The organism is Curtobacterium sp. C1 (assembly GCF_021049325.1).
Lineage (GTDB): Bacteria > Actinomycetota > Actinomycetes > Actinomycetales > Microbacteriaceae > Curtobacterium > Curtobacterium citreum.
Genome location: NZ_CP088076.1, coordinates 12,355 through 34,164 on the forward strand (window position 1 = coordinate 12,355; position 21,810 = coordinate 34,164).

At 71.1% G+C, this 21,810-nt stretch carries 22 protein-coding genes, 1 tRNA gene and 1 pseudogene; 9 read left to right on the forward strand and 15 right to left on the reverse strand.

Translation table 11 applies throughout. The features are described from left to right. Nucleotides 1–101 precede the first annotated feature (101 nt). Complete coding sequence (locus LQK89_RS00060) at nucleotides 102–641, forward strand: peptidylprolyl isomerase (RefSeq protein WP_231049763.1); 540 nt, start codon at nucleotides 102–104, stop codon at nucleotides 639–641. 5 nt (nucleotides 642–646) lie between these two features. Continuing rightward, nucleotides 647–1,516, forward strand: a complete 870-nt coding sequence (locus LQK89_RS00065; protein ID WP_144803634.1) for a rhomboid family intramembrane serine protease — start codon at nucleotides 647–649, stop codon at nucleotides 1,514–1,516. 371 nt (nucleotides 1,517–1,887) lie between these two features. Here LQK89_RS00065 and LQK89_RS00070 read toward each other — a convergent pair whose 3' ends face one another. Continuing rightward, complete coding sequence (locus LQK89_RS00070) at nucleotides 1,888–2,142, reverse strand: cell division protein CrgA (protein WP_058741043.1); 255 nt, start codon at nucleotides 2,140–2,142, stop codon at nucleotides 1,888–1,890. A gap of 82 nt (nucleotides 2,143–2,224) precedes the next feature. On the opposite strand from LQK89_RS00070, the gene LQK89_RS00075 reads away from it, so the two are divergent. Further along, a complete protein-coding gene (locus LQK89_RS00075; RefSeq protein ID WP_231049764.1) occupies nucleotides 2,225–2,869 on the forward strand; it encodes an anthranilate synthase component II in 645 nt (214 codons plus the stop codon). Between the two features lie 127 nt (nucleotides 2,870–2,996). Here LQK89_RS00075 and pknB read toward each other — a convergent pair whose 3' ends face one another. The 7 genes from pknB to LQK89_RS00110 form a co-directional block, all read right to left on the reverse strand. Further along, a complete protein-coding gene (gene pknB / locus LQK89_RS00080) occupies nucleotides 2,997–4,790 on the reverse strand; it encodes a Stk1 family PASTA domain-containing Ser/Thr kinase (protein WP_269145908.1) in 1,794 nt (597 codons plus the stop codon). A gap of 121 nt (nucleotides 4,791–4,911) precedes the next feature. Then, nucleotides 4,912–6,666 (reverse strand): protein kinase domain-containing protein, encoded by a 1,755-nt coding sequence (locus LQK89_RS00085; protein WP_231049765.1) that lies wholly within the window; start codon nucleotides 6,664–6,666, stop codon nucleotides 4,912–4,914. Beyond that, nucleotides 6,663–8,117, reverse strand: coding sequence for a peptidoglycan D,D-transpeptidase FtsI family protein (locus LQK89_RS00090; protein WP_231049766.1), 1,455 nt, complete (start codon nucleotides 8,115–8,117; stop codon nucleotides 6,663–6,665). The genes LQK89_RS00085 and LQK89_RS00090 overlap by 4 nt, the downstream gene beginning before the upstream one ends. Beyond that, a complete protein-coding gene (locus tag LQK89_RS00095; protein ID WP_231049767.1) occupies nucleotides 8,114–9,550 on the reverse strand; it encodes an FtsW/RodA/SpoVE family cell cycle protein in 1,437 nt (478 codons plus the stop codon). The genes LQK89_RS00090 and LQK89_RS00095 overlap by 4 nt, the downstream gene beginning before the upstream one ends. Beyond that, on the reverse strand, nucleotides 9,547–10,899 hold the full coding sequence (locus tag LQK89_RS00100; RefSeq protein ID WP_058741048.1) for a Stp1/IreP family PP2C-type Ser/Thr phosphatase: 1,353 nt from the start codon (nucleotides 10,897–10,899) through the stop codon (nucleotides 9,547–9,549). Before LQK89_RS00100 ends, LQK89_RS00095 begins: the two co-directional genes overlap by 4 nt. A 7-nt stretch (nucleotides 10,900–10,906) precedes the next feature. Continuing rightward, nucleotides 10,907–11,464 (reverse strand): FHA domain-containing protein FhaB/FipA, encoded by a 558-nt coding sequence (locus LQK89_RS00105; protein ID WP_058741049.1) that lies wholly within the window; start codon nucleotides 11,462–11,464, stop codon nucleotides 10,907–10,909. Next, nucleotides 11,461–12,141: an FhaA domain-containing protein gene (locus tag LQK89_RS00110; RefSeq protein WP_114851288.1), complete on the reverse strand. Its 681-nt coding sequence runs from the start codon at nucleotides 12,139–12,141 to the stop codon at nucleotides 11,461–11,463. The genes LQK89_RS00105 and LQK89_RS00110 overlap by 4 nt, the downstream gene beginning before the upstream one ends. Before the next feature lie 110 nt (nucleotides 12,142–12,251). On the opposite strand from LQK89_RS00110, the gene LQK89_RS00115 reads away from it, so the two are divergent. Beyond that, nucleotides 12,252–12,338: transfer RNA gene (locus LQK89_RS00115), tRNA-Leu, on the forward strand. A gap of 226 nt (nucleotides 12,339–12,564) precedes the next feature. On the opposite strand, the gene LQK89_RS00120 is transcribed toward LQK89_RS00115, so the two are convergent. Then, nucleotides 12,565–13,428: an aminoglycoside phosphotransferase family protein gene (locus tag LQK89_RS00120; protein ID WP_231049768.1), complete on the reverse strand. Its 864-nt coding sequence runs from the start codon at nucleotides 13,426–13,428 to the stop codon at nucleotides 12,565–12,567. An 84-nt stretch (nucleotides 13,429–13,512) separates the two neighbouring features. Here LQK89_RS00120 and LQK89_RS00125 point away from each other — a divergent pair, with 84 nt between their 5' ends. Continuing rightward, a complete protein-coding gene (locus LQK89_RS00125; RefSeq protein ID WP_231049769.1) occupies nucleotides 13,513–14,424 on the forward strand; it encodes a GNAT family N-acetyltransferase in 912 nt (303 codons plus the stop codon). Nucleotides 14,425–14,463: 39 nt separating this feature from the next. Here LQK89_RS00125 and LQK89_RS00130 read toward each other — a convergent pair whose 3' ends face one another. Both LQK89_RS00130 and LQK89_RS00135 read right to left on the reverse strand, forming a co-directional pair. Then, nucleotides 14,464–15,141, reverse strand: coding sequence for a response regulator (locus LQK89_RS00130; protein ID WP_058741052.1), 678 nt, complete (start codon nucleotides 15,139–15,141; stop codon nucleotides 14,464–14,466). Next, nucleotides 15,138–16,397, reverse strand: a complete 1,260-nt coding sequence (locus LQK89_RS00135; protein ID WP_058741053.1) for a sensor histidine kinase — start codon at nucleotides 16,395–16,397, stop codon at nucleotides 15,138–15,140. Before LQK89_RS00135 ends, LQK89_RS00130 begins: the two co-directional genes overlap by 4 nt. Nucleotides 16,398–16,686: 289 nt before the next feature. Here LQK89_RS00135 and LQK89_RS00140 point away from each other — a divergent pair, with 289 nt between their 5' ends. Then, nucleotides 16,687–17,004, forward strand: coding sequence for a hypothetical protein (locus LQK89_RS00140; RefSeq protein WP_058741055.1), 318 nt, complete (start codon nucleotides 16,687–16,689; stop codon nucleotides 17,002–17,004). Between the two features lie 57 nt (nucleotides 17,005–17,061). Here LQK89_RS00140 and LQK89_RS00145 read toward each other — a convergent pair whose 3' ends face one another. Further along, nucleotides 17,062–17,745 (reverse strand): SDR family NAD(P)-dependent oxidoreductase, encoded by a 684-nt coding sequence (locus LQK89_RS00145; RefSeq protein WP_058741086.1) that lies wholly within the window; start codon nucleotides 17,743–17,745, stop codon nucleotides 17,062–17,064. A gap of 174 nt (nucleotides 17,746–17,919) precedes the next feature. On the opposite strand from LQK89_RS00145, the pseudogene LQK89_RS00150 reads away from it, so the two are divergent. Next, nucleotides 17,920–18,609 (forward strand): annotated as a pseudogene (locus tag LQK89_RS00150) (manganese catalase family protein); the annotation flags it as partial. Between the two features lie 86 nt (nucleotides 18,610–18,695). On the opposite strand, the gene LQK89_RS00155 reads toward LQK89_RS00150, so the two are convergent. The 3 genes from LQK89_RS00155 to LQK89_RS00165 all read right to left on the reverse strand — a co-directional run bounded on the left by LQK89_RS00155 (nucleotide 18,696) and on the right by LQK89_RS00165 (nucleotide 20,079). Beyond that, on the reverse strand, nucleotides 18,696–19,001 hold the full coding sequence (locus LQK89_RS00155) for a hypothetical protein (RefSeq protein ID WP_174779264.1): 306 nt from the start codon (nucleotides 18,999–19,001) through the stop codon (nucleotides 18,696–18,698). 19 nt (nucleotides 19,002–19,020) lie between these two features. Continuing rightward, nucleotides 19,021–19,461, reverse strand: a complete 441-nt coding sequence (locus tag LQK89_RS00160) for an Hsp20/alpha crystallin family protein (RefSeq protein ID WP_058741058.1) — start codon at nucleotides 19,459–19,461, stop codon at nucleotides 19,021–19,023. Between the two features lie 123 nt (nucleotides 19,462–19,584). Continuing rightward, nucleotides 19,585–20,079 (reverse strand): MarR family winged helix-turn-helix transcriptional regulator, encoded by a 495-nt coding sequence (locus LQK89_RS00165; RefSeq protein WP_231049771.1) that lies wholly within the window; start codon nucleotides 20,077–20,079, stop codon nucleotides 19,585–19,587. 63 nt (nucleotides 20,080–20,142) lie between these two features. On the opposite strand from LQK89_RS00165, the gene LQK89_RS00170 reads away from it, so the two are divergent. Further along, the gene (locus LQK89_RS00170; RefSeq protein WP_114851281.1) at nucleotides 20,143–20,670 is read left to right on the forward strand and encodes a phenolic acid decarboxylase; all 528 of its coding nucleotides are present in this window, start codon (nucleotides 20,143–20,145) and stop codon (nucleotides 20,668–20,670) included. Next, complete coding sequence (locus tag LQK89_RS00175; RefSeq protein WP_144803612.1) at nucleotides 20,670–21,461, forward strand: alpha/beta hydrolase; 792 nt, start codon at nucleotides 20,670–20,672, stop codon at nucleotides 21,459–21,461. The genes LQK89_RS00170 and LQK89_RS00175 overlap by 1 nt, the downstream gene beginning before the upstream one ends. Nucleotides 21,462–21,810 lie beyond the last annotated feature (349 nt).

Here is a 21,810-nt window from a genome sequence, read left to right on the forward strand (position 1 = left end):
GATCGGCGTGTCCCCATCCTGCCACCGCGACGCCTGACAGGTCACGGAGCCTCTGCTGTGTGATCCGTGTCACCGTCAGCCGTACATGCGAGAATCGGAACATGTCTCTGCACACCGCTGTCGCAACGATCCACACGAACAAGGGCGACATCCGCGTCAACCTGTTCGGCAACCACGCCCCGAAGACCGTCAAGAACTTCGTCGACCTCGCGACGGGCAAGCAGGAGTGGACGCACCCCGGCACCGGCAAGGTCTCCACCGACAAGCTCTACGACGGTGTCGTCTTCCACCGCATCATCAAGGACTTCATGATCCAGGGCGGCGACCCGCTCGGTCAGGGCATCGGTGGCCCCGGCTACCGGTTCGACGACGAGATCCACCCCGAGCTGACCTTCCAGAAGCCGTACATCCTCGCGATGGCGAACGCCGGCATCCAGGGCGGCCGCGGCACGAACGGCTCGCAGTTCTTCATCACGACCGTTGCCACCCCGTGGCTGCAGGGCAAGCACACCATCTTCGGTGAGGTCGCGGACGACGAGTCCCGCGCCGTCGTCGACGCGATCGAGGGCGTCGCCACCGACGGTCGCGACAAGCCCGTCGAGGACGTCGTCATCCAGAGCATCGACGTCGAGGACGTCTGAGCTCGGTGACGGACCAGGCCGCGAACCGGGCCAACTACTGCTACCGGCACCCGGACCGGCAGAGCTTCATCCTGTGCCAGCGGTGCGGGCGGACGATCTGCACCGAGTGCCAGACGCCGGCAGCGGTCGGCGTGCACTGCCCGGAGTGCGTGCGTGAGCAGCGCGCGGCCTACACGGCGAACCGACGTGCGTCGGGGGCGGCGAGCGGCCTGACGGTCGCCCGCCGCCGATTCGCCATGCTCGACCAGAAGGCCACCGTCGTCATCATCGCGGTGTCGGTGGTCATCTGGCTGCTCGACCAGATCACCGGCCGGTTCTTCACGACGTGGTTCGCGTACTACACGCCCCTCGTCGGCACGCAGCCGTGGCGGATCGTCACGGGGCTGTTCGTCCACTCGTCGATCCTGCACATCGCCTTCAACATGTTCGCGGTGTACATCTTCGGCCGGATCCTCGAGAACCTGCTCGGGACGTGGCGCTTCCTCGCGCTGTACTTCCTCGCGGGCCTCGGCGGCGACGTCGCAGTGTCGTTCCTGACTCCCGGCACGCCGGTGGTCGGGGCGTCCGGCGCCATCTTCGGTCTGTTCGCGGCGTTCTTCATCATCCAGCGCAGCCTCGGCTACAACGCCGTCCAGCTGCTCGTCGTGATGGGGCTGAACCTGCTCGTCGGCTTCCTGCCCGGGACGAACATCTCGTGGCAGGCACACGTCGGTGGGATCGTGATCGGCTTCCTGACCGGGCTCGTGTTCGCGCGGACGCGGAACGTCAAGCAGCGCGGGCTGCAGATCGGCCTGCTCGTCGCCGAGGCGGTCGTCCTGCTCGGCGCCATCGCGGCGGCCTACGTCGCCGTCGGCGGGTACGGCCTGCTCCGCTGAGCCGCACCCGTCCGAATCGCCTGACGCCCCGTCGCACCCCCTGGTGCGGCGGGGCGTTCGCCGTTCACACCGTCGCGGAGCGGCTTTTCCACACGCACGGCGCGAGTTCTCCACAACTGTGGACAAATCGGTGAGTTACACGCGTGTGATTATCCCCACTGTGGAATCAGGTGTGGATAACTCGGGGATCGTCGTGTGGATGACCGTGTGGAAAGTGTGGAGAACTGTGGAGAAGGGGCTGCTCCGTGTGGAGAGCGAGTGTTCAGGCCCGCACCGCCTGTGGACAGGACGTGGCAAGCCGAGGCCTGGACGAACGACGACGCCCGCCGGACCGTGCAGGGTCCGACGGGCGTCGTGCGTGCGTGGGGTGACTAGCGCCAGCGGGTGGTCATCAGGAAGCCGACGAACATGATGCCGAAGCCGATGAGGATGTTCCACGAACCAAGGGACGGCACCGGCAGGGTCGTGTTCGAGATGTAGAAGACGATGACCCAGGCGAGCCCGACGAGCATGAAGCCGAACATGACGGGCTTGAACCACACGGGGTTGGGCTGGTCCCCCGCCGTGTCGACCGAGTCGGCTCGGGTCCTCCGGGCGGGCTTGGTGCGGTCCTTGTCCTTGGCCATGGCCGGTATCCTACCGTGACCGCGTGTGTGGGAAGACCCTCAGGAGCCCGCGCACATCCTCCACGAGTACGGTGATCCGACCATGACCAAGATCCTCGTCGTCGACAACTACGACAGCTTCGTCTACACCCTGAACGGCTACGTGCAGCAGCTCGGTGCGGAGACCGACGTCGTCCGCAACGACGCCTTCCCGGAGTCCGAGATCGCCGAGCGCATCGCGGACTACGACGGCGTGCTGCTCTCCCCGGGTCCCGGCACCCCCGCGGACGCAGGCGTCTCGATCCCGACCGTCCGGGCGGCGATCGTGGCCGACAAGCCGTTGCTCGGTGTGTGCCTCGGGCACCAGGCCATCGCGGAGGCCCTCGGCGCCACGGTGACCCACGCCGAAGAACTCATGCACGGCAAGACCTCACAGGTCGACCACGACGACAGTGTGCTCTTCGCCGGCGTCCCGCACCCGTTCACGGCCACCCGGTACCACTCGCTCGCGATCGTCGACGGCACCGTGCCCGACGAACTCACCGTCACGGCGCGGACCGGTGGCGGCGTCATCATGGGCGTGCAGCACCGCGAGTCCCCGGTGTACGGGGTGCAGTTCCACCCCGAGTCCGTGCTCACCGAGGGCGGCTACCGGATGGTGGGCAACTGGCTGGAGACCACGGGCCTGCACGGTGCTGCTGAGCGGGCTGCCGACCTGACGCCCCTCATCGCGTCGCCGCGGGCCTGATCCGCCGGACCGAAGGGGGTCGACCCGGCCACGCGTGGGATGGAGCCGGAGCACCGACGCGGCCACGATCCTCCAGGCCGGCGGAGCTGACCCCGCGCCGGACGCGAGTCCGGCGACGTGCTGCGGTCTAGAGGCCGCTGGAACCAGACGCCGGCGCGCCCGTGGCGGGCGCCGACGGCTGCTGGGACGGCTTCTGCGCAGAAGCCGCGCAGTACGTGAGCACGATCGTGCTGCCCTGCGCGACGTCGCCGGCGGGCACGCTCTGCTGCAGCACCGTGCCGCCGGTGCACGAGTACGCCGGGGCGGGCTGCACCGTCAGCCCGAGCTGCGCCAGGGTCGCGTTCGCGGTCTGGAACGGCTGCTGCGTGACGTTCGGCAGCTGCACCTTGCCGTTCGAGACGGTGAGGTTGACGACCGAACCCTTGGCGAGCTGCGTGGACGACCCGGGGTCCGAGCTCATCACCGTGCCCTCGGGGACGTCCGGCGAGTAGTCCGTGTTGATCGCCCCGACCTCGAAACCGGCGGACTTCAGGGCCTGCTGGGCGGCGTCCTGGGTCTGCCCGGCCAGGTCCGGCACTGCGACCTGCTCCGGCCCGAGCGACACCACCACGCGGATGCTCTGGTTGCGCGCGACGTTCGTGCCGGAACCCGGCTCCGTGCGGATGACGGTGTCCTTCGGGACGTCGTCGGAGTTCTCGCCGACCTCGACCGGGCTCAGGTCGCGCTTGTCGAGGTCCGACTTCGCGGAGTCCCACGTCGCGCCGACGACGTTCGGGACGGAGACCGACGACGAGACCGGGGCCTTGCCCGGCTGCAGGTTCGCGACGAAGAAGCCGACGCCGACGATCACCGCGACCGTCAGGATGATGCCGAGCCAGATCCACGCGACCGGCGGACGGTTCTGCGTGCGCTGCGGGCGGTGCTCCGCCGTGTCGTCGTCGAGCTCGCGGAAGGCGACCGCCGGGTTGGAGGTCGTGCGCGGGTTGACGCCGAAGAGCATCGTCGACGCGTCGTTCGCGGCGTTCTGGGCCAGCTTCCGGGTCGACGTCGGCACCTTGCCCTGCGCCGCCTGCTGCAGGTCGGACCGGAACTCGGCAGCGTTCTGGAAGCGGCGCGTGCGGTCCTTCACCAGGGCGTGCAGGGTCACCGCGTCCAGCGCCGGCGAGACGTCGGCGGAGATGGTTGACGGCGCGACGGGCTGCTCGCTGACGTGCTGGTAGGCGACGGCGACCGGGGAGTCCCCGACGAAGGGCGGGCGGCCGGTGAGGAGCTCGAAGAGCACCACACCGGTGGAGTAGATGTCGGTACGGGCGTCGACGGTCTCGCCACGGGCCTGCTCCGGCGAGAAGTACGAGGCGGTCCCGAGGATCGACGTGGTCTGCGCCACCGTGGCCGACGTGTCCGTGATCGCGCGGGCGATCCCGAAGTCCATGACCTTGACCTGGCCGGCGTTCGTGACCATCACGTTCGCGGGCTTGATGTCCCGGTGCACGACCCCCGCGCGGTGCGAGTACTCGAGGGCGGTCAGGATGCCCTCGGTGATGCGGATCGCCTCGTCCGGGGCGATGGGCCCGTCGGCGACGATGTCGGAGAGCGCACGGCCCTCGACGTACTCCATGACGATGTAGGGGACCTGCACCTCGGCGCCGGAGTGCTCGACGACGGTCTCTTCGCCGGCGTCGTAGACGCGGACGATCGTCGGGTGCGCCATGCGCGCGGCCGCCTGGGCTTCCTGTCGGAAGCGGACGCGGAAGGACGGGTCGTTCGCGAGGCTCGGCTTGAGGAGCTTCACCGCGACCTTGCGGCCGAGACGGGTGTCGTTGCCGACGTGCACCGTCGCCATGCCGCCGCGACCGATGACGTCACCGATCTCGTAGCGGTTGGCGAGGAGCGTGATCCCCGCGGTCACACCTTCTGGCACGTACTCCTCCGAATGTCCGTCCGGGACAGTGTACGGCAGCACTTCCTGGCGGGAGGCTGGTGACGGGGACCTCCGGACAACCGTTACGCAACGGTGTCGGAAGCCCCCGTCCGGGTGGCGATCAGCCGTTCGACGAGCCGTTCCCGTTGCCGTTGCCGTTGCCGTTGCCGTTCCCGTTGCCGGTGGGCGTCGGGGTGGGCGTGACGGTCCACGTCGCGGTGGCGGGGTCCGAGTCCTCGGAGGCGGCGAGGCTCCCGCACGTCACGTTGTACGTGAAGGTGACGTCGTCGCCGGCCGCGTCCGCCTGGATCGTGACCGCGGTCGAGCTCGTGTCGCCGGAGGTCGCGCCGGAGGCGTCCTTCCCGCCGGTGACCTTCCACGAGTACTTCGACACCGAGTAGCCGTCCGGGCAGGTCGCGGCGGACCAGCTGAACGTCACCGAGCCGCTGCTCGAGACCGGGCCCGCCGTGGGGGTGTTCGGCTTGTTCGCCGTCGGCGGGGTCGTGTACTGCGTGACCGTGATGGTCGTGCCCTCGACGACGCTGCCGGTCGGCGTCAGGTCGGCGACGGTGTTCGCCTGGTCGGCGGTCGGTGCCGGGCTGCCGTCCTGGACGTCGACGACGAAGCCCAGCCCCTCGAGCGCCGAGCGCACCTGGTCCGTCGGCTGCCCGACGTACTGCGACTTGTCGAGGAACTGGCGCACCTGGGTCGGGGTGGGCGTCGGCGTGTTGCTCGGCTTCGGGGTCGACTGGGTGGCGGTCGCCGACGGCGTCGGGTCCGCGGAGCCGCCGTTGTTCAGCGCGAGGGCTGCGATGACGCCCGCGATCACCAGGACCGCGAGGGCACCGACGAGCCACCAGATCCAGGCGCGCTTCTTCTTCGGTTCCTCGTCATCGGGCGTCACGGGCGAGCCTGGCGTCCGCGGCGGACCGCTCAGTGCACCGGCCTGGGTGCCGATGAGCGCCGTCGCCTGGTCGTCGCCCTGGCCCTGCGGCGGGTTGAACGCCACCGTACCGGCACCGCCGATCGCGGGCACCGCGACCGTGGCCGCGGCGACGTCCCCGCGGCGCAGCGCCTGTGCCGCACGGGCCAGGTTCGCGGCGGTCGCGGGACGGTCGGCCGGCTTCTTCGCGATGCAGGACAGCACGAGGGCGGCGACGGGCTCCGGCACGTCCGACGGCAGCGCAGGCGGCTGCTCGTTGATGTGCGCCATCGCGATGGCGACCTGCGACTCGCCCGTGAACGGACGGCGGCCGGCGAGGGCCTCGTACGCCACGATGCCGAGCGAGTAGATGTCCGTCGAGGGCGACGCGGGGTGACCGCTCGCCTGCTCGGGCGACAGGTACTGGACCGTGCCCATCACCTGGCCGGTCGCGGTGAGCGGGACCTGGTCGGCGATGCGGGCGATGCCGAAGTCGGTGATCTTGACGCGACCGTCCGGCGTGATGAGCAGGTTGCCGGGCTTGATGTCGCGGTGCACGAGCCCGACCGCGTGCGCGGCCTGGAGCGCGTTCGCCGTCTGCGCGACGATGTCGAGCACCTTGTCGACGGGGAGCGTGTGCTCGCGCTCGATCATCGTGGACAGGGCTTCGCCGGGGACGAGCTCCATCACGAGGTAGGCGCTGCCGTCCTCTTCGCCGTAGTCGAAGACGTTCGCGATGCCCTCGTGGTTGACGAGCGCAGCGTGCCGGGCCTCGGCGCGGAAGCGCTCGAGGAAGCCCGGGTCACCGAGGTACTCGTCCTTGAGGATCTTGAGTGCGACGGTCCGCCCGATGACCAGGTCGGTGGCCTGCCAGACCTCGCCCATGCCGCCGATCGCGACGCGGGAGGAGAGCTGGTACCGCCCACCGAAGGTGAGTCCGCTGGTGGGTCTCATTTGTTCAGCACCGCCTCCATGACTTTCTTCGCGACCGGGGCCGCGACCGTGTTGCCGACGCCGGACTGCCCGAGCCCGCCGCCGTTGCCGACGACGACCGCGACGGCCACCTCCGGGTCCTTCGCGGGGGCGAACCCCGTGAACCAGAGCGTGTACGGGCTGCCCGTACCGCCCTCTGCCGTGCCGGTCTTCCCTGCGACGTCGACACCGTCGATCTTGGCATTGGTGCCGGTCCCGGCGTTCACGACGCTCTGCATCGCCTCGGTCAGGTCGGCCGACTCCGAGGCGGACAGCGGGTCGCTGTACTGCTTCGGCGAGAAGGACTCGACCGTCTTGAGGTCGCTCGTCGTGATCGAGTCGACGACGGACGGCTGCATGACCTTGCCGCCGTTCGCGATCCCGGCGGAGACCATCGCCATCTGCAGCGGCGAGACGCGCACGCTGGCCTGGCCGAAGGCGCTCAGCATGAGCTGGGCGGTCGAGTCGACGTCCGGGTACTGGCTCGCGGTCGCCTTCATCGGGACCTCGATCTGGTCGCCGAAGCCGTACTCGTCGGCCATCGACTTGATCTCGTCGTACCCGAGCTTCTGCCCGAGCTCGGCGAACGGGATGTTGCAGGAGTACTGGATGGCGGTCCGCAGCTTGACGGTGTCGCCGCCACCGCAGGAACCGCCCTCGGCGTTGTTGATGTACGTGCTCGTGCCCGGCAGCTGCAGCCGCGACGGGTTCGGGAACTCGGAGTCGAGGTCGTACTTGCCGTCCTTGAGCGCGGCCGAGGCGACGATGAGCTTGAACACCGATCCCGGCGTGTACAGGTCGCCGCCGATTGCGCGGTTCTGCAGCGGCGTCGGGCTCTGTGCCAGCAGCGCGTCGTACTGCTGCTTGACGGCCGCGGTGTCGTGCGAGGTCAGCGCGTTCGGGTCGTAGTCGGGCTTGGACACCATCGCGAGGATCTTGCCGGTCTTCGGCTGGATGGCCACGACCGCGCCGGTGTTCTGCCCGAGGGCGTCGTACGCGGCCTGCTGCACGTCGGGGTCGATCGTCAGGTTGACGTTGTCGCCCTGGACGTCCTGGCCGGTCAGGATCGCGTTGAGGTTCTGGAAGAACGACGCGTCGGAGTTGCCGGACAGGACGGCGTTCTCGGCGCTCTCGATGCCGGCGTTGCCCTGGCCGATCGTGAAGTACCCGGTGACGGCCGAGTAGAGCGCGCCGTTCGTGTACTTGCGCTGGTACTGGTACTGGTCGTCCGACGGGGTCGACTCGGCGATCGGGCTGCCGTTCACGAGGATGGCGCCGCGCTTCGTCGAGTAGCTGTCGAGGATGGTGCGGGAGTTGCGTGCGTCGGCGCGCAGGGAGTCGGACGCGAAGAACTGGATGGACGTCGTCGACACGAAGAGCGCGACGAACATGAGCACGATCACGGTCGAGACGCCGCGGAGCTGTCGGTTCACCGGCTGGCCTCCTTCCTGCGCGCGGCCTTCCCCCGCGGGGCGGGGATCGCACCCTGCTGGACGCGCTGTTCGGCGGGGATGGCGTCGGTCAGTCGCAGCAGCATCGCGGCGATGATCCAGTTGGCGATGAGGGAGGAGCCACCAGCGGCCATGAACGGTGTCGTCAGGCCGGTGACGGGGATGATCCGGGTGATGCCGCCGACGACGACGAACACCTGCAGCGCGATCGTGAAGCCGAAGCCCACACCGAGCAGCTTGCCGAAGTCGTCCTGCGCCATGAACGCGACCCGGAGGCCTCGGGACGCCAGGACGATGAACAGCGCCAGGATCGCGAAGACGCCGATCAGGCCGAGTTCCTCGCCGAGGGACGCGACGATGTAGTCGGCGTTCGCGACCGGGGTGATGTACGGGCGGCCCTGACCGAGGCCGGTGCCCGTGATGCCGCCGTTCGCGAAGCCGAACAGGCCCTGCACGAGCTGGTAGCTGCCCTGCGTCGCGCGGTCGTAGATGGTCTGGTCGAACGGGTCGAGCCACTGCTCGAAGCGGCCGCGCACGTACACGAGCGCCGCCTGCGCCACGATCGCGCCGCCGACGAAGAGCGTCAGACCGATGGCGACCCAGCTGAGCCGGCCGGTGGCGACGTAGATCATCACCAGGAACAGCCCGAAGTAGAGCAGTGCGGTGCCGAGGTCGCGCTGGAAGACGAGGACCGCCATCGCGGCACCCCACATCACCAGGATCGGACCGAGGTCCCGGGCACGCGGGAAGGTCATGCCGAGGAACTTCCGACCGACGATCGACAGCGAGTCGCGGGCCGTGACGAGGTAGCCGGCGAAGAACAGCGCCATCGTGATCTTCGCGAGCTCGCCCGGCTGGAACGAGAACGGGCCGATGCGGATCCAGACCCGGGCGCCGCCGATGTTCTCGCCGATCCCGGGCAGCATCGGCATGAGCAGCAGGAAGATCGTCAGCGCCATGAAGATGTAGCGGTAGCGCTGCAGGAAGCGGTGGTTCCGGACCAGGACGACCGTGATCGTCGCGAGCACCATCGCGAGCATCGTCCAGACGATCTGCTTCACGCCGATCGCGTCCCAGCCGGTCAGGCCGTTGTGGACGTCGATCCGGTAGATCTCGGCGATGCCGATGCCGTTGAGCACGAGCGCGACCGGCAGGACGAACGGGTCGGCGTTCTTCGCGACGACCCGCAGCACGACGTGCATGACGAGCGCGAGCCCGAGGATGCCCGCGCCGACCCAGAGCACGCCGGTGTCGAAGAGCCGACCCTTCGTGCCGAGCTGCACGAGGACCATCGCCCCGGCGCAGATGCCGCAGGCGATGACGAGCAGCACGAGCTCCAGGTTGCGGGCGCGGGCCGGCTCACGCAGCTTGATCGTGATCGCCTGCGTGAAGGACTGGGAGGTCGTGGCGCTCATCCGCCGGACCCCGGGGTCGGGGACGCCGTCGGCGTGGGCGACGCCGTGGACGTCGGCGACGGCGATGCGCCGTCCCCGCCGGTCCCGGCCTGGTCCTGCCCGGTCTCGGCGGCCTTGCGCAGGCGCTCGACGATCTCGCGGGCGTCGTCGAGCGACGTGGCGTTGATCGTCGAGCGGACGTTCTCGCGGGTGTACTCGGGCAGGGAGCGGACCGAGATGTCGCTGTCCTCGTAGACGTCCGACAGCGCGATCGGACCGATCGACTGCTGGACGCCCTTGTAGATCGCGACGGTGCCGCGGTCGCTGCCCACGTAGTAGTGCGCCTGTATGATCCGCCAGCCCAGGAAGACCGCGCCGACGAGGAGCGCGACGGCGGCGACGAGCGCGACCGTCCAGGCGATCCGGCGACGGACACGACGACGGCGGTCCTCGGCGATGAGCTCCGCGAAGTACTGGTCGGACTCGGGCTCGAAGTGCGAGTCCTCCGGCGCGGTGGAGACCTTGAGCGGGTGCAGCAGGATCGTGGGGAGGCGGATCGGCTTGCGGCCGGTCGCCGCCTCGAACGTCAGCGGCGCGGCGGCGGACCCGACGGTCGTGGCGGCGTCGTCGGAGTCGTCGACCTCGGCGTCGGTGACGTCCATCACGACGACCGTCACGTTGTCCGGGGCGCCGTGGTCGAGCGTCTCCTTGACGAGCCGCTGCGTGACCTGGTTCGCGTCCATCGTCGATGCGAGCGCGTGGCGGATGCGCTCCTCGGCGAGGTACGACGACAGGCCGTCGGAGCAGAGCAGCCAGCGGTCGCCCGGCTGGATGTCCATCACGGCCGTGTCGACCTCGGGCGCGGCGTCGACGTCACCGAGCACGCGCATGAGGACCGAGCGGCGCGGGTGCACGGCGGCTTCCTCGGGCGTGATCCGTCCGCTGTCGACGAGTCGCTGGACGAACGTGTGGTCCGAGGTGATCTGCTGCAGCTCCCCGTCGCGCATGCGGTAGATGCGGGAGTCGCCGATGTGCGCGATCGCGATCTGGTCGCCGACCCGGATGAGCGCGGACACCGTGGTGCCCATGCCCGTGAGCTCCTGGTGCTCGAAGACCGTCTCGGTGATGAGCTGGTTCGCCGCGATGAGCGCCGACTGCAGCGCGAACTCGGCGTCGTGCGCCGAGGGGAACTCGCGGTCCACCTCGCGGATGCGCCGGATCGCGATCGCCGAGGCGACGTCGCCGCCGGCGTGCCCGCCCATGCCGTCCGCGACCGCGAACAGGTGGGCGCCGGCGTAGCCGGAGTCCTGGTTGTTGGCGCGGATGCGCCCGACGTGGGACACAGCGGCGCTCAGCGTGCGAGCCGTCATGTCCGGGTTACCGCCGCAGCTCGAACGTCGTCGTCCCGATGGTGATCGGCGTCCGCTCCCCGACGGTGACGGGGGCGGTCACCTTCTGCCCGTCGACGAAGGTGCCGTTCGTGGAGTCGAGGTCGGTGAGGACCCAGCCGGAAGCGCGGAGCTCGAGGCGGGCGTGGTTGGTCGAGGTGTAGTCGTCGCGGATCACGACGTTCGACTCGCTCGAGCGCCCGATCGTGATGGGCCCGCCGCCGAGCGGCATCTCCATGCCCTCGCGGGAGCCCTCGGTGATGACGAGTCGCGTGGCCACCCCGGTTGCGGTGGCCTGCGTCGGTCCCGGGGACTGGCCGATGAGTTCCGTGAACGCCCCGGCTGATGCGGACGCGGCCGCGGGGGCCGCCGTCGGGATCGCGGGGGTCGTCGGACCGGAGGCACCGGCCTTGGGATCGGTCGGGATGGTGCGGACGCGCTGGCCGAACAGGTCGCTCCGCAGGGCGAAGACGATCACGAACACGAACAGCCAGAGCACCGCGAGGAACGCGAAGCGCAGGACGAGCAGGGTCAGCCCTGTGGTCATCGAGCACCTCCGTCGTTCTCGGGGATCACCCGGAACACCATACGGGTACGACCGATCTCGATCGTGGAGTCCGGTTCGACGATCGCCTGCTGGAAGCGTTCGCCGTTCAGCTTCGACCCGTTCGTGGAGCCGAGGTCGTTGGCCTGCGCGTGCTTGCCGTCCCAGACGATCTCGACGTGCTTGCGGCTCGTGCCGGTGTCCGCGACCGTGATGTCGGCGTCCGTCCCGCGACCGATGACGGTCCGGCCCCGGTGCAGCTTGTGTCGCTGCGACCCGATGTCGAGGACGGCGACCCAGGCGACGTCCCGCTGCACGGTCGACGAGTCGATCTGCAGGATGCCGGTCGACAGCGTGCCGTCCTGCTGCAGTCGGATGGTCACCGGACCGGAGAACGAGTAGTTCTGCGCGACGGCGTGCTGCTGCACCATCTGGGACAGCTCGTCGATGAGCGGACGCCCGATGTCGTGCATGCGCGTGTGGTCCGGCGGCGCGAGGCGCACCGTGAACTCGTTCGGCACGAGGATGCGCTCCCGCGAGACCACGGCGGCCTTCGTGTCGAGCTCGCGCCGGAGGGCACTGGAGATCTCGACGGGCTGCACGCCGGAGCGGAAGGTCTTCGCGAAGGCGCCGTTCACGGCGCGCTCCAACCCTCGCTCGAAGCTGTCCAGCAGGCCCATGTGTCTCCAGTGTCGTCGGTCAGGGACCCCTGCATGGTAGTGGTTGGCCCCGGTGCGCGTCTGAACGTGGTCACGGAGGTACTCCGCAACGTGCTAGTGTTGCCGGGCTGGCGCGAGTGGCGGAATTGGTAGACGCGCACGGTTCAGGTCCGTGTGCTGGAAACGGCGTGGGGGTTCAAGTCCCCCCTCGCGCACCACGCAGGAGAAGGCCCCCGGAGGAATCCGGGGGCCTTCTCGCATTCCCGGGGACAGCTGGCGCGCAGGTGGTCGCGAGCCGGCCACGGCGTGACGGCAGCGACGCGGCGCGCGCACCACGCGCCTCCTGGCCGGCGGTCCGCCTGCGGTCGCGCCCCCCGGACTGGAGGCGCGGATCCCGTCCGTCGCGCCGCGCGCGACCGGCGTCCGGTCACCGTCCGCATCCGCTCACCACCGGTCGTCCGGGAAGGCGGCGAGGGCGTCGGTGAGCATGTCGTGTCCCTGTTGCTCGAACCGTCGGTCCCCGACCTCGTGCGCCCACACCGCGGTGCCGACCGCCTCGCGGAGCTGCAGCCAGCGCCAGGCGTCGGGGGTCCGCGGGTCGTCGCCGTAGCCGTCGAGGAAGGCCTGCTCGAGCGCCGGGTCGTGCTGCCAGTGCTGGACGGCGACGCGCGTGCAGTCGGTCATCGCCGGGCGGAACGCGAACCGGCCGAAGTCGATCGCCCGGAGCCGGCCGGCGTCGACGATCCAGTTCCGCGCCTGCCAGTCGCCGTGGGTCGGGACGAGGACCACCGGGCCGACGGGGTGTTGGGCGAGCAGGGTGCGGAGCCGATCGACCCGATCGGCGGGGATGTCGTGCGGGTGGTCGAGGAGACCCGTCGTCTTCGCACGCTCTCGCTCGAGCCACGTCGCGTCGGGCCGGGACGCCTGATCGTGGAGTCGCCGAAGGAGCTGCCCGGCCTGCCGGTGCACCGCCGGGTCGTGCTCGTCGGGGGTGCCGAGGGCGAGACGCCCGGGCACCCGCTCGAGCACGAGGACCCGTGCGGCTTCGTCGGCGGCGCGGAGCCGACCGGCGTCGCCGTGGGCCACGAGGGCGGCCGTCCACCCGCGGTGTGCCTCGAGCTCGCGTGGGAAGTGCGTGTTGTCGGGGCCCGACGCCTTGACCGTCCACTCCGATCCAGCGGCCCGGACGTGCAGCACGACCGTGTCGAGCAGCCCCCACGACTCGTCGGCGACGACCTCGGCGTCGGGCAGCACCCGCCGGACCGCCTCGCGCTGTTCCGGCGTCAGCCGGGTTCGTTCCCACCCCATGTCGGCACGGTAGCCGCTCGGATCGGCCCCGTCACGCGGGGCAACGATGCCTGTGGACAGCCGCACCGGGCGGAGGATGTGTGGATGACGACCACCGCCGACACCGCCCTGCCCGTCCGTCCAGGGGAGCTCCCGACCGCACGCCCGTCGGACGTCACGGCCGTGGTCGACCGGGCCCGCGATCGCTTCGCGGTGGGGGTGCTCGCCGACACGACAGGGTGGACCGGAGCCGAGCGCACACTCCTGGCCGACCTGGGGTTCCGGGACGACGACCGCGGTGCGGACCTGTGGGCCCTCGACCTGTCCCGGGCCGCGGACGGCACCCCGACGCGCGTCCTCGACAACCCGGCGCTCGCGGCCCTCGACTCCCACCACGCGCGGTTCGCCGAGCGGCGCGGCGCGGTCGTCCGGTACCGGCCGGACGTGTCCGTGTGGATCGGCATCCCCGCGCGGGCGACGCCGGACGACTGGGAGGACGTCCGGGTGCTCGCGGGCTCCGGGGCGGTGGTGCGGATCGGGCCGGACGACGTCGCACCGGCGGGGTGGTCGCCGGTCGAGAACGCGGGCGGCGTGCAGCTCACAGGGGAGTCGGTGGCGGGGGAGCCGGACGACGAGGCCGTCGTGCTGACCCCGGACGACGTGCCGGAGATGACCGACCTGGTCGAGCGGACGAAGCCCGGACCGTTCCTGCCGCGGACGATCGAGCTCGGGACCTACCTGGGCGTCCGTCGTGGCGGGCGGCTCGTCGCGATGGCAGGGGAGCGGCTGCACCCGCCGGGGTGGACCGAGATCAGCGCCGTCTGCACCGACCCCGAGCACCGCGGGCAGGGGTTCGGCCGACGGCTGGTGCTCGCGGTGGCGCACGGCATCCGGGCCCGCGGCGAGGTGCCGCTCATGCACGCGGCCGCGGGCAACACCGGGGCGATCGGCCTGTACGAGCACCTCGGCTTCCGGCAGCGGGAGCGTGGCGCGCTGCGGTTCGTGCAGGTCCCCTGACCGGCGCCGACCGGTCCCCGGCCACCGGCGTGCTCCGGGTCAGGGCTCGCGCGTCCCGGCGAGCCCGTGGTCGTGCGCGTACACGACGAGCTGCACACGGTCGCGCAGGGCGAGCTTGCCGAGGATGCTCGAGATCTGCGTCTTCACCGTGGACTCGGTCACGAACTCCTTCGCGGCGATCTCGGCGTTCGACAGCCCGCGGGACGCCCACCCGAACACGATCCGCTCCCGGTCCGTCAGGGTCTGGAACGCCGGCGGCTGCGGTGCCGGGGCGCGCTCGACGTCGGCGCCGAACAGCTGCGACAGGTCGTTCGGTGCGATGACCGAGCTGCCCTCGTGCACGGCGCGGACGGCGGCGAACAGGAAGGGCGGGGTGGTGTCCTTGAGCAGGAACCCGCTCGCGCCGAGGCGGATCGCGGTCGCCGCGGCGGGGTCGAGGCCGAACGTGGTGAGCACGATCACGCGGGGGAGCGGCGCACCGACCGGCCCGTCGTCCGCGAACAGCCGCCGGACCGTCTCGACGCCGTCGACCCCGGCCATCCGCATGTCGAGCAGCACGACGTCGGGACGCAGCTCGGGGATCGCGGCGAGGGCCTCGGCGCCGTCGGAGGCCTCGCCGACGACGACCATGTCCTCCTGGGCGTCGAGCACCACCCGGAGCCCGGCGCGGAACAGTGCCTGGTCGTCGGTGAGCAGGATGCGGATCGGGTCGGTCATCGGTTCGTCCCCCCTCGGACGTCGAACGGGATGCGTGCTCGTGCGGTGAACACGTCGTCGAGCACGGCGGCGTCGAACGAGCCGCCGATCGTGGTGAGTCGGGTCTGCATGCCGGTGAGCCCCCGGCCCGAGCCCCGCGGGTGCGCCGCGAGCTCGTCGATCCCCAGGCCGTCGCCGACGGGCAGGGCGGCTCGGGGCACGGCGTTCTCGACCTCGAGCACGAGGTCGGCGGAGCGCCAGGTCTCCCGGACCTCGACGGCGCCGCCGGGGACCCCGTGCCGGAGCGCGTTCGTCAGCATCTCCTGCAGCACCCGTCGGGCAGCGGTCCCGTGCACGGCCCCGAGTGGTCTGGCGGTCCCGCGGACGGCGTGCTCGACGTCGACGCCGGCGTCCCGGATGCCCCGGACGATCTCCTCGAACGAGGTCGGGTCGGCGGTGGCGTCGGACCCGTCGATGTGCCCGAGGACCTGACGGACCTCTGTGAGGGAGCTCCGGGCGGTGCTCGCGATCGTGGCGCTGACCTCGCGGATGCGGGCCTCGTCGTCGAGGAACGGCACCGAGTCGGCCTGGGCGATGATCACCGCGAGGGAGTGGCCGACGACGTCGTGGACGTCGCGGGCGATGTCGGCGCGGATGCGCTCGGCCTCGGCCTCGTCGACCGCGCGGGTGGCGACGGCCTCGGCGCGGTTCGCCACCGCCTCGGCGCGGGTCGCGGCGGCCTCGGCGTCGGCGCGACGGACGGACTCGGCGTTCTGCGACCGGACGGCCCGGGTCGCGAGTCCGGAGGCCCAGACCGCGACCAACGCGAGCGTCGGGGCGGCGAGCACGAGGACCGCCTGGTCCGTCGGCCCGCTGTTCAGCAGGAGCGCGTAGCGGTAACCTGTCCTGGAGAGGTACAGAGCGGCGGTCGCTCCGGCCACCACCGCGAGCAGCCCGGCGAGGACGACCTCCAGCCGCGTGCCGACGATCGCGACGCTGCCGATCACGACGAACAGGGCGAGGTCCACGAGGGAGGGGCGCTCGCCGCCGAGCACCTGCACGACCCCGAGGGCGACCGCGGCGAGCATCGCACCGGACGGCGAGAACCGTCGGACGGCGATCGCGGCGGTGGCGGTCGCGACGGCGGGCAGGCTCGCGTGCTCGAGTTCGAGGTCGATCGGGGCGAGGAACACCAGCGCGGCCAGGAGCGCCCAGGTGACGTCGGCGACGACACTGCGGAGGGGCAGCGGTCTGGTGAACCCGCGCCCGTCCCTCACGGGTCGATCATCGCACGACGGCCGGGCGTGGCGGCGGTCACGGGACGGGCGACATCGCCACGAGGGCAGCGGCGGTGACCGCGACGATGGCGGCGCAGGTCACGAGGGTGGCGATCACGTGCTTGGTCGAGCTCTCCATGCCACCCAGGCTCCCGTGGTGCGGGCCCGGTCGGCATCGTGCGGAGGGACGAACGGCCTCGTCCGCGAGGACGAAGCGCGCACCGATCGAGGACCGTGTCGCCTGCTCGGGGACGTCCGGCCGGCACGAGGACCGTGGCATCATCGCGACGTGACGACCGGTGCTTCCTCCGAGGTCGGTTCGCGCACGCTGCGCCGCCGACTCCGGGAGACGAGTTGCCCGACGTGCGGGCATCCGTGGGAGGAGCACCCGGGCGCTCCGACGTCCACGACCGCGGTCTGCGACGAGTGCGTGTTCGAGCGTGACCACGAGCAGGCCGCACCCGGGGCGACGCTGTGCCGTGCGGTCGTCCCCGCGGCGCTGTTCCGACGGATGCAGCCGGAGCCGGCCCGTCCGACGACCTGGCGGGACCGGCTCGTACGGGTCGCGGCCCGAGCGGTCGAGGTCGTCCTGGACGCGTGGCCGTGACGGACGGGAGGCACGTGGTCGCGCGACCACGTGCCTCCCGTCCGTCCCGTGGCGCGTCTAGATCGTGAGCTGCCCGCGCACGCGGTGCGCGATCGACACGGACTCGCCGCTCACCGCGGAACGCGGTGAGGCGAGGAACGCGACCAGGTCCGCGATCTGCTGCGGGCTCGACTCCCCGCCGGCGCCCTGCTGCACCTCGGCAGCGGGCTCGTCCGTCACCGTGCCAGGGTTCACGACGTTCACCGCGACGCCGGATCCCGCGACCTGGTCGGCGAGGTTCTTCGCGATGATGCTCGTCGCCGCGTTCCGCAGCGAGGTCGTGATGTTCCCCGCGAGGTAGGCGTTCTGCCCGCTGATGACGACGACGCGGCCGGAGCCGGCGCGCTGCTGGTGGGGGAGCACGGCGTTCGCCACCCGGAGGAACCCGAGCGCCTTGCCGTCGATCGCGGTCGCGACCTGCTCCGGATCCGACGCCTTCTCGGGGTCGAGGGTGCCGGCGGCGGGCGCTGCCGTGACGACGAGCACGTCGATGCGGCCGTGCTGCTCGAGCACGCGGGCGACCCCCGCGTCGACGGAGGCCTGCGACGCGGTGTCGATCGTGACGGCGTCCGGGCCGCCGGCGCTGCGGGAGGCGACGACGACGGTCGCGCCCTCGCGGCGGAGGGTCTCCGCGACGACGGCGCCGATGTAGCCCTGGCCGCCGACGACGAGCGCGACACGGCCGGTGAGTTCGAGGTCCATGACGGCCACGGTAGGCCGCGCTGACGATGCCCGTCCGCGCGATCCGGCCACCGTCCCCGCGCGATCCGTCCACACCGGACGGCCGTCCAGACGGCAGCGCCGACCGTCGGCCCCGACGGGTGCGCCGACCACCGACGGCGACCAGGGTCACGAGGCAGACAGGAGCACGATCCGTACTTCCACAAGCAGGAACTCCAGTTCAAGGCCGTCCCTGACAAGCCGGACGCGGTGTACGCCCGCAAGCTGCAGGAGGTGCTCGGCGGTCAGTACGGCGAGATCTCCGTCGCGCTGCAGTACCAGTTCCAGGCGTGGAACATGCACATCCCGGGCAAGTACCGGGACATGGTGCTCGGCATCGGCGCCGAGGAGATGGGCCACGTCGAGATGCTCGCGACGATGATCGCGCAGCTGCTCGAGAAGAGCCCGCTCGGCATCACCGAGGACGCACTGCAGGACGACCCGACCGTCGCCGCGATCGTCGGCGGGACCGACGTGCAGCACGCGATCGTCGCCGGCGCCGGAGCACGCCCCGTGGACAGCAACGGCAACGCCTGGCAGGGCTCGTACATCACCGCGTCGGGCAACCTGCTCGCGGACTTCACGGCGAACGAGAACGCCGAGATGCAGGGTCGCGTCCACCAGTACCTCAACTTCTCCGACGGCGCCGCGGCCGCGGACGGGCCCTGGGCGAGCGGCCCCTCGTTCGACGGCAAGGGCGAGTACTCGTACCACGACGGCCCGACGTCCTCGGTGCCGATTCCGCCGCCGACGCACCCTGACGTGCGCTTCTACGGCACGACCGAGCTGCCGAACGTGGTCGAGAAGACCGCGGGTCTCGTGCAGGACACGCTCAACAAGGAGTGAGCGTCACGCCGGTCGCGGGGCGCGACCGGCAGACGGACGGGAGGCGCGGTGCCGGCTGGCACCGCGCCTCCCGTCCCGTCACCCACTCAGCCCGGCAGGGTGGTGATGCTCGTCGTGTCGTCCTCGTGTTCCCGCGGCGAGCGGGTGAGGCCGGTGTACGCGCGAGCTGCCGCCCATCCGGCGACGACCGCGACCGTCCCCGCTCCGGCGGCGATCCACGGGAGCAGCCAGGAGCCGGTCCAGGCCTGCGGGGCGAGGAGCCACGCGAGGAAGCTCCCGACGGTGCCGCCGGTGGCTCCGAGGAGTGCCGCGGTGCGACGGTCGAGGGCCGTCGCGGTGAGGGCTGCCGTCAGGACGCCGACGGCGAGGAGCGCGTTGCCGAGTGCTGCCATCGCTGCCGTGCCCTTCCGGTCACTCGCCCCTCGAGCCGACGGCGAGCTGCTGGGCGCCGCCGCCGGTCGACACCTGGATCTTGCGGGGCTTCGCGGACTCCTTGACCGGGATGGTCACGCTCAGGACGCCGTTGTCGTAGGCGGCGCTGATGCGCTCGGCGTCCAGGTGGTCACCGAGCGTGAGCTGCCGCACGAAGGTGCCGGGCTGGCGCTCACGCGTGATCCACTGCGAGCCCTCGGGTGCGCCGAGCGTGCGCTCGGCGCGGATGGTCAGGACGGAACCGTCCACGTCCACGTCCACCGAGCCCGGGTCGATGCCCGGCAGGTCGACGTCGAGGACGTAGTGGTCACCGCTGCGGTAGAGGTCCATGGGCATCGACCGGGGTGCACCGGCGCCGGCTCCGAGCAGGGAGCCTGCGAGTCGGTCGAGCTCGCGGAACGGGTCGAACTGCATCGTCATCGAGATCAACTCCTTCGTGGTCCTCGTTGAGTCCCCTCGACTCAACTGGCGTCCGTTTTAGCACTCTTGCCTCAGGAGTGCCAAAGGATCGCTTCGAGGTTGCTGAGGGTCGCGCGGTGCCGGTCAGGGTGCGGGCGGCGGGGTGATCTCGCGGTGCAGGCGCTCGAGTGCGGGGAGGGCCGCGGCGAGGGCGTGCACGTCCTCCGCGGACAGGTGCCCGAGGGCGTCGACGAGCACCGAGGTCGCAGCGTCGTCGTACGTGCGGAGGCGATCGACCGCGAGCGGGGTCAGGTGCACGGTGGTACGGCGACCGTCGCCCCCGACCAGTCGACGCTCGACGAGTCCGGACTGTTCCATCGCGGACACGAGGTTGCTCACCGTCGAGCGGGCGAGGCCGAGGCGGGTCGCGAGGGCCGAGGGGGCGGCACCGGGAGCGTCCGCGCCCGGAGCCGCAGCGGCTCCGGCAGCCAGGGCGCGGAGCACCTCGACCTGCGCGTCCGGGATGTCGGGCAGGTCCGCCACGGCGCGGGAGGTCCGCAGCAGGGTCCGGCGGAACGGACCGATCCGGTCGCTCAGTCGTCGGGCGATCCGAGCGGTCTCGTCGCCTCTACCCGTCATGCTCGGCAACCTACCAGCAAGTTTTGTTTGCAACAAAACTACTTCGGGAGCACACTCGAGGACATGGACACCACCACCTCGGTCGAGCACCCGGAACCGCCCCAGGACCTCTCCGGCATCGTCGGACACCGGTTCATCTACACGTACGCCAACGGCTGGCAGTACGAGATGTACGTCAAGAACGCCACGACCATCGACTACCGGATCCACACCGGGCACGTCGGTGGCCGGTGGGTGAAGGACCAGACGGTCGACCTCGTCGCCCTCGCGCCGGGCGTCTACAAGGTCTCGTGGAACGAGCCCACCGGCACGAGCGTCGTCGTCAACGTGCTGCCCGAGCAGCGCGTGCTGCACGGCACGATCTTCTTCCCACGCTGGATCGAGCTCGACGGCTCGAAGACCGTCCTGTTCCAGAACGACCACCTGGACGAGATGCAGCGCTACCGCGACGAGGGCCCCACGTACCCGATCTACGTCGTGCCGGAGTTCGCCCACATCACCCGGTTCGAGCACGTCGGCGAGGACGACGAGACCGTCGTCGACACCGCTCCCGGCGACCTGCCGGCCGGCTGGGCGGACCGGACGAACTGATGGGCACCGTGCCGCTGCAGGGGACGGACCCCCGCACCACCCCGACGACCCTGGAGCACCGTGGTCGCACGATCCGCGGCTGGCAGTGGGAACCGCAGGACGGCGCCGCCCCGGACGCCCCCGTCGTCCTCCTCGTGCACGGGTTCAGCGACAGTGCCCTCGGCGGGCACCAGCTGTTCGTGCAGACCGCCCGACACCTCGTCGCCCGCGGCGCCCTCGTCCGGAGCCACGACCGGCTCGGCCAGGGTGCCAGCGACGGCGAGTTCGCGGACATCACCCTCCGTGACGAGGTCGAACAGGTCGTCGCGATGATCCGCGCCGCGGACCGGGGGCAGGGCGTGCACGTCGTGGCGCACAGCCTGGGCGCCGTGGAGTCGGCGCTCGCCGCAGCCCGGGTGCCGGAGGCCGTCCGGACACTGACCCTGTGGTCACCAGCCGGCGTCGTGGTCGACGACATCACCGTGCACGACGCGATCCAGGGGCAGCCCCTCGCCCCGGCGCGCGAGCAGGGGTGGTTCGACTTCGGCGGGATGGTGCTCGGGACGGCGTTCATCGCGGACGTCCGGGACGGGCTCGACGTGTACGGCCCTGCCGCCGGGTACACCGGTCCGGCCGACGTCGTGCACGGCACCGAGGACGCGATCGTCCCGGTGTCGTACGGCCGCCGCTACGCCGAACTCCTGCCGGGGGCGACGCTCACGGTCGTCGACGGTGCGGACCACGGCTGGTCGGCGGTGCCGTTCCGGCAGCGGCTCCTGGCGCTGCTCGACGAGCGCCTCGGTCTGGTATGACGCCCCCCGGCCCCCTGACGCAGGAGACCGGAGCGGCCCGTACCCGATCGGGTACGGGCCGCCGTGCCTACTGGCCCTTCCGCCACAGGTCGTGCAGGAGCGGGACCAGGGTCACGAGCAAGCTCGCGATCCCCAGCCACGGCACCTGTCGCCTGCGGTCGGGCTCGGTGTCCTTCGACATCGAGACCACCTTCCGTGTCAGCGCCGGCGGACACGAGGAGCGGAGGCGGCCGAGGGCTGCACACGCGGGAGGACCTGCGTATGCTGGTCCCGAGCAAGTGAACTCGGGGGCGGTTGTGCGCCCTCGGCCTTCCACCCGGAGGGCAACCCGGAGCCCATCACCGTTGCC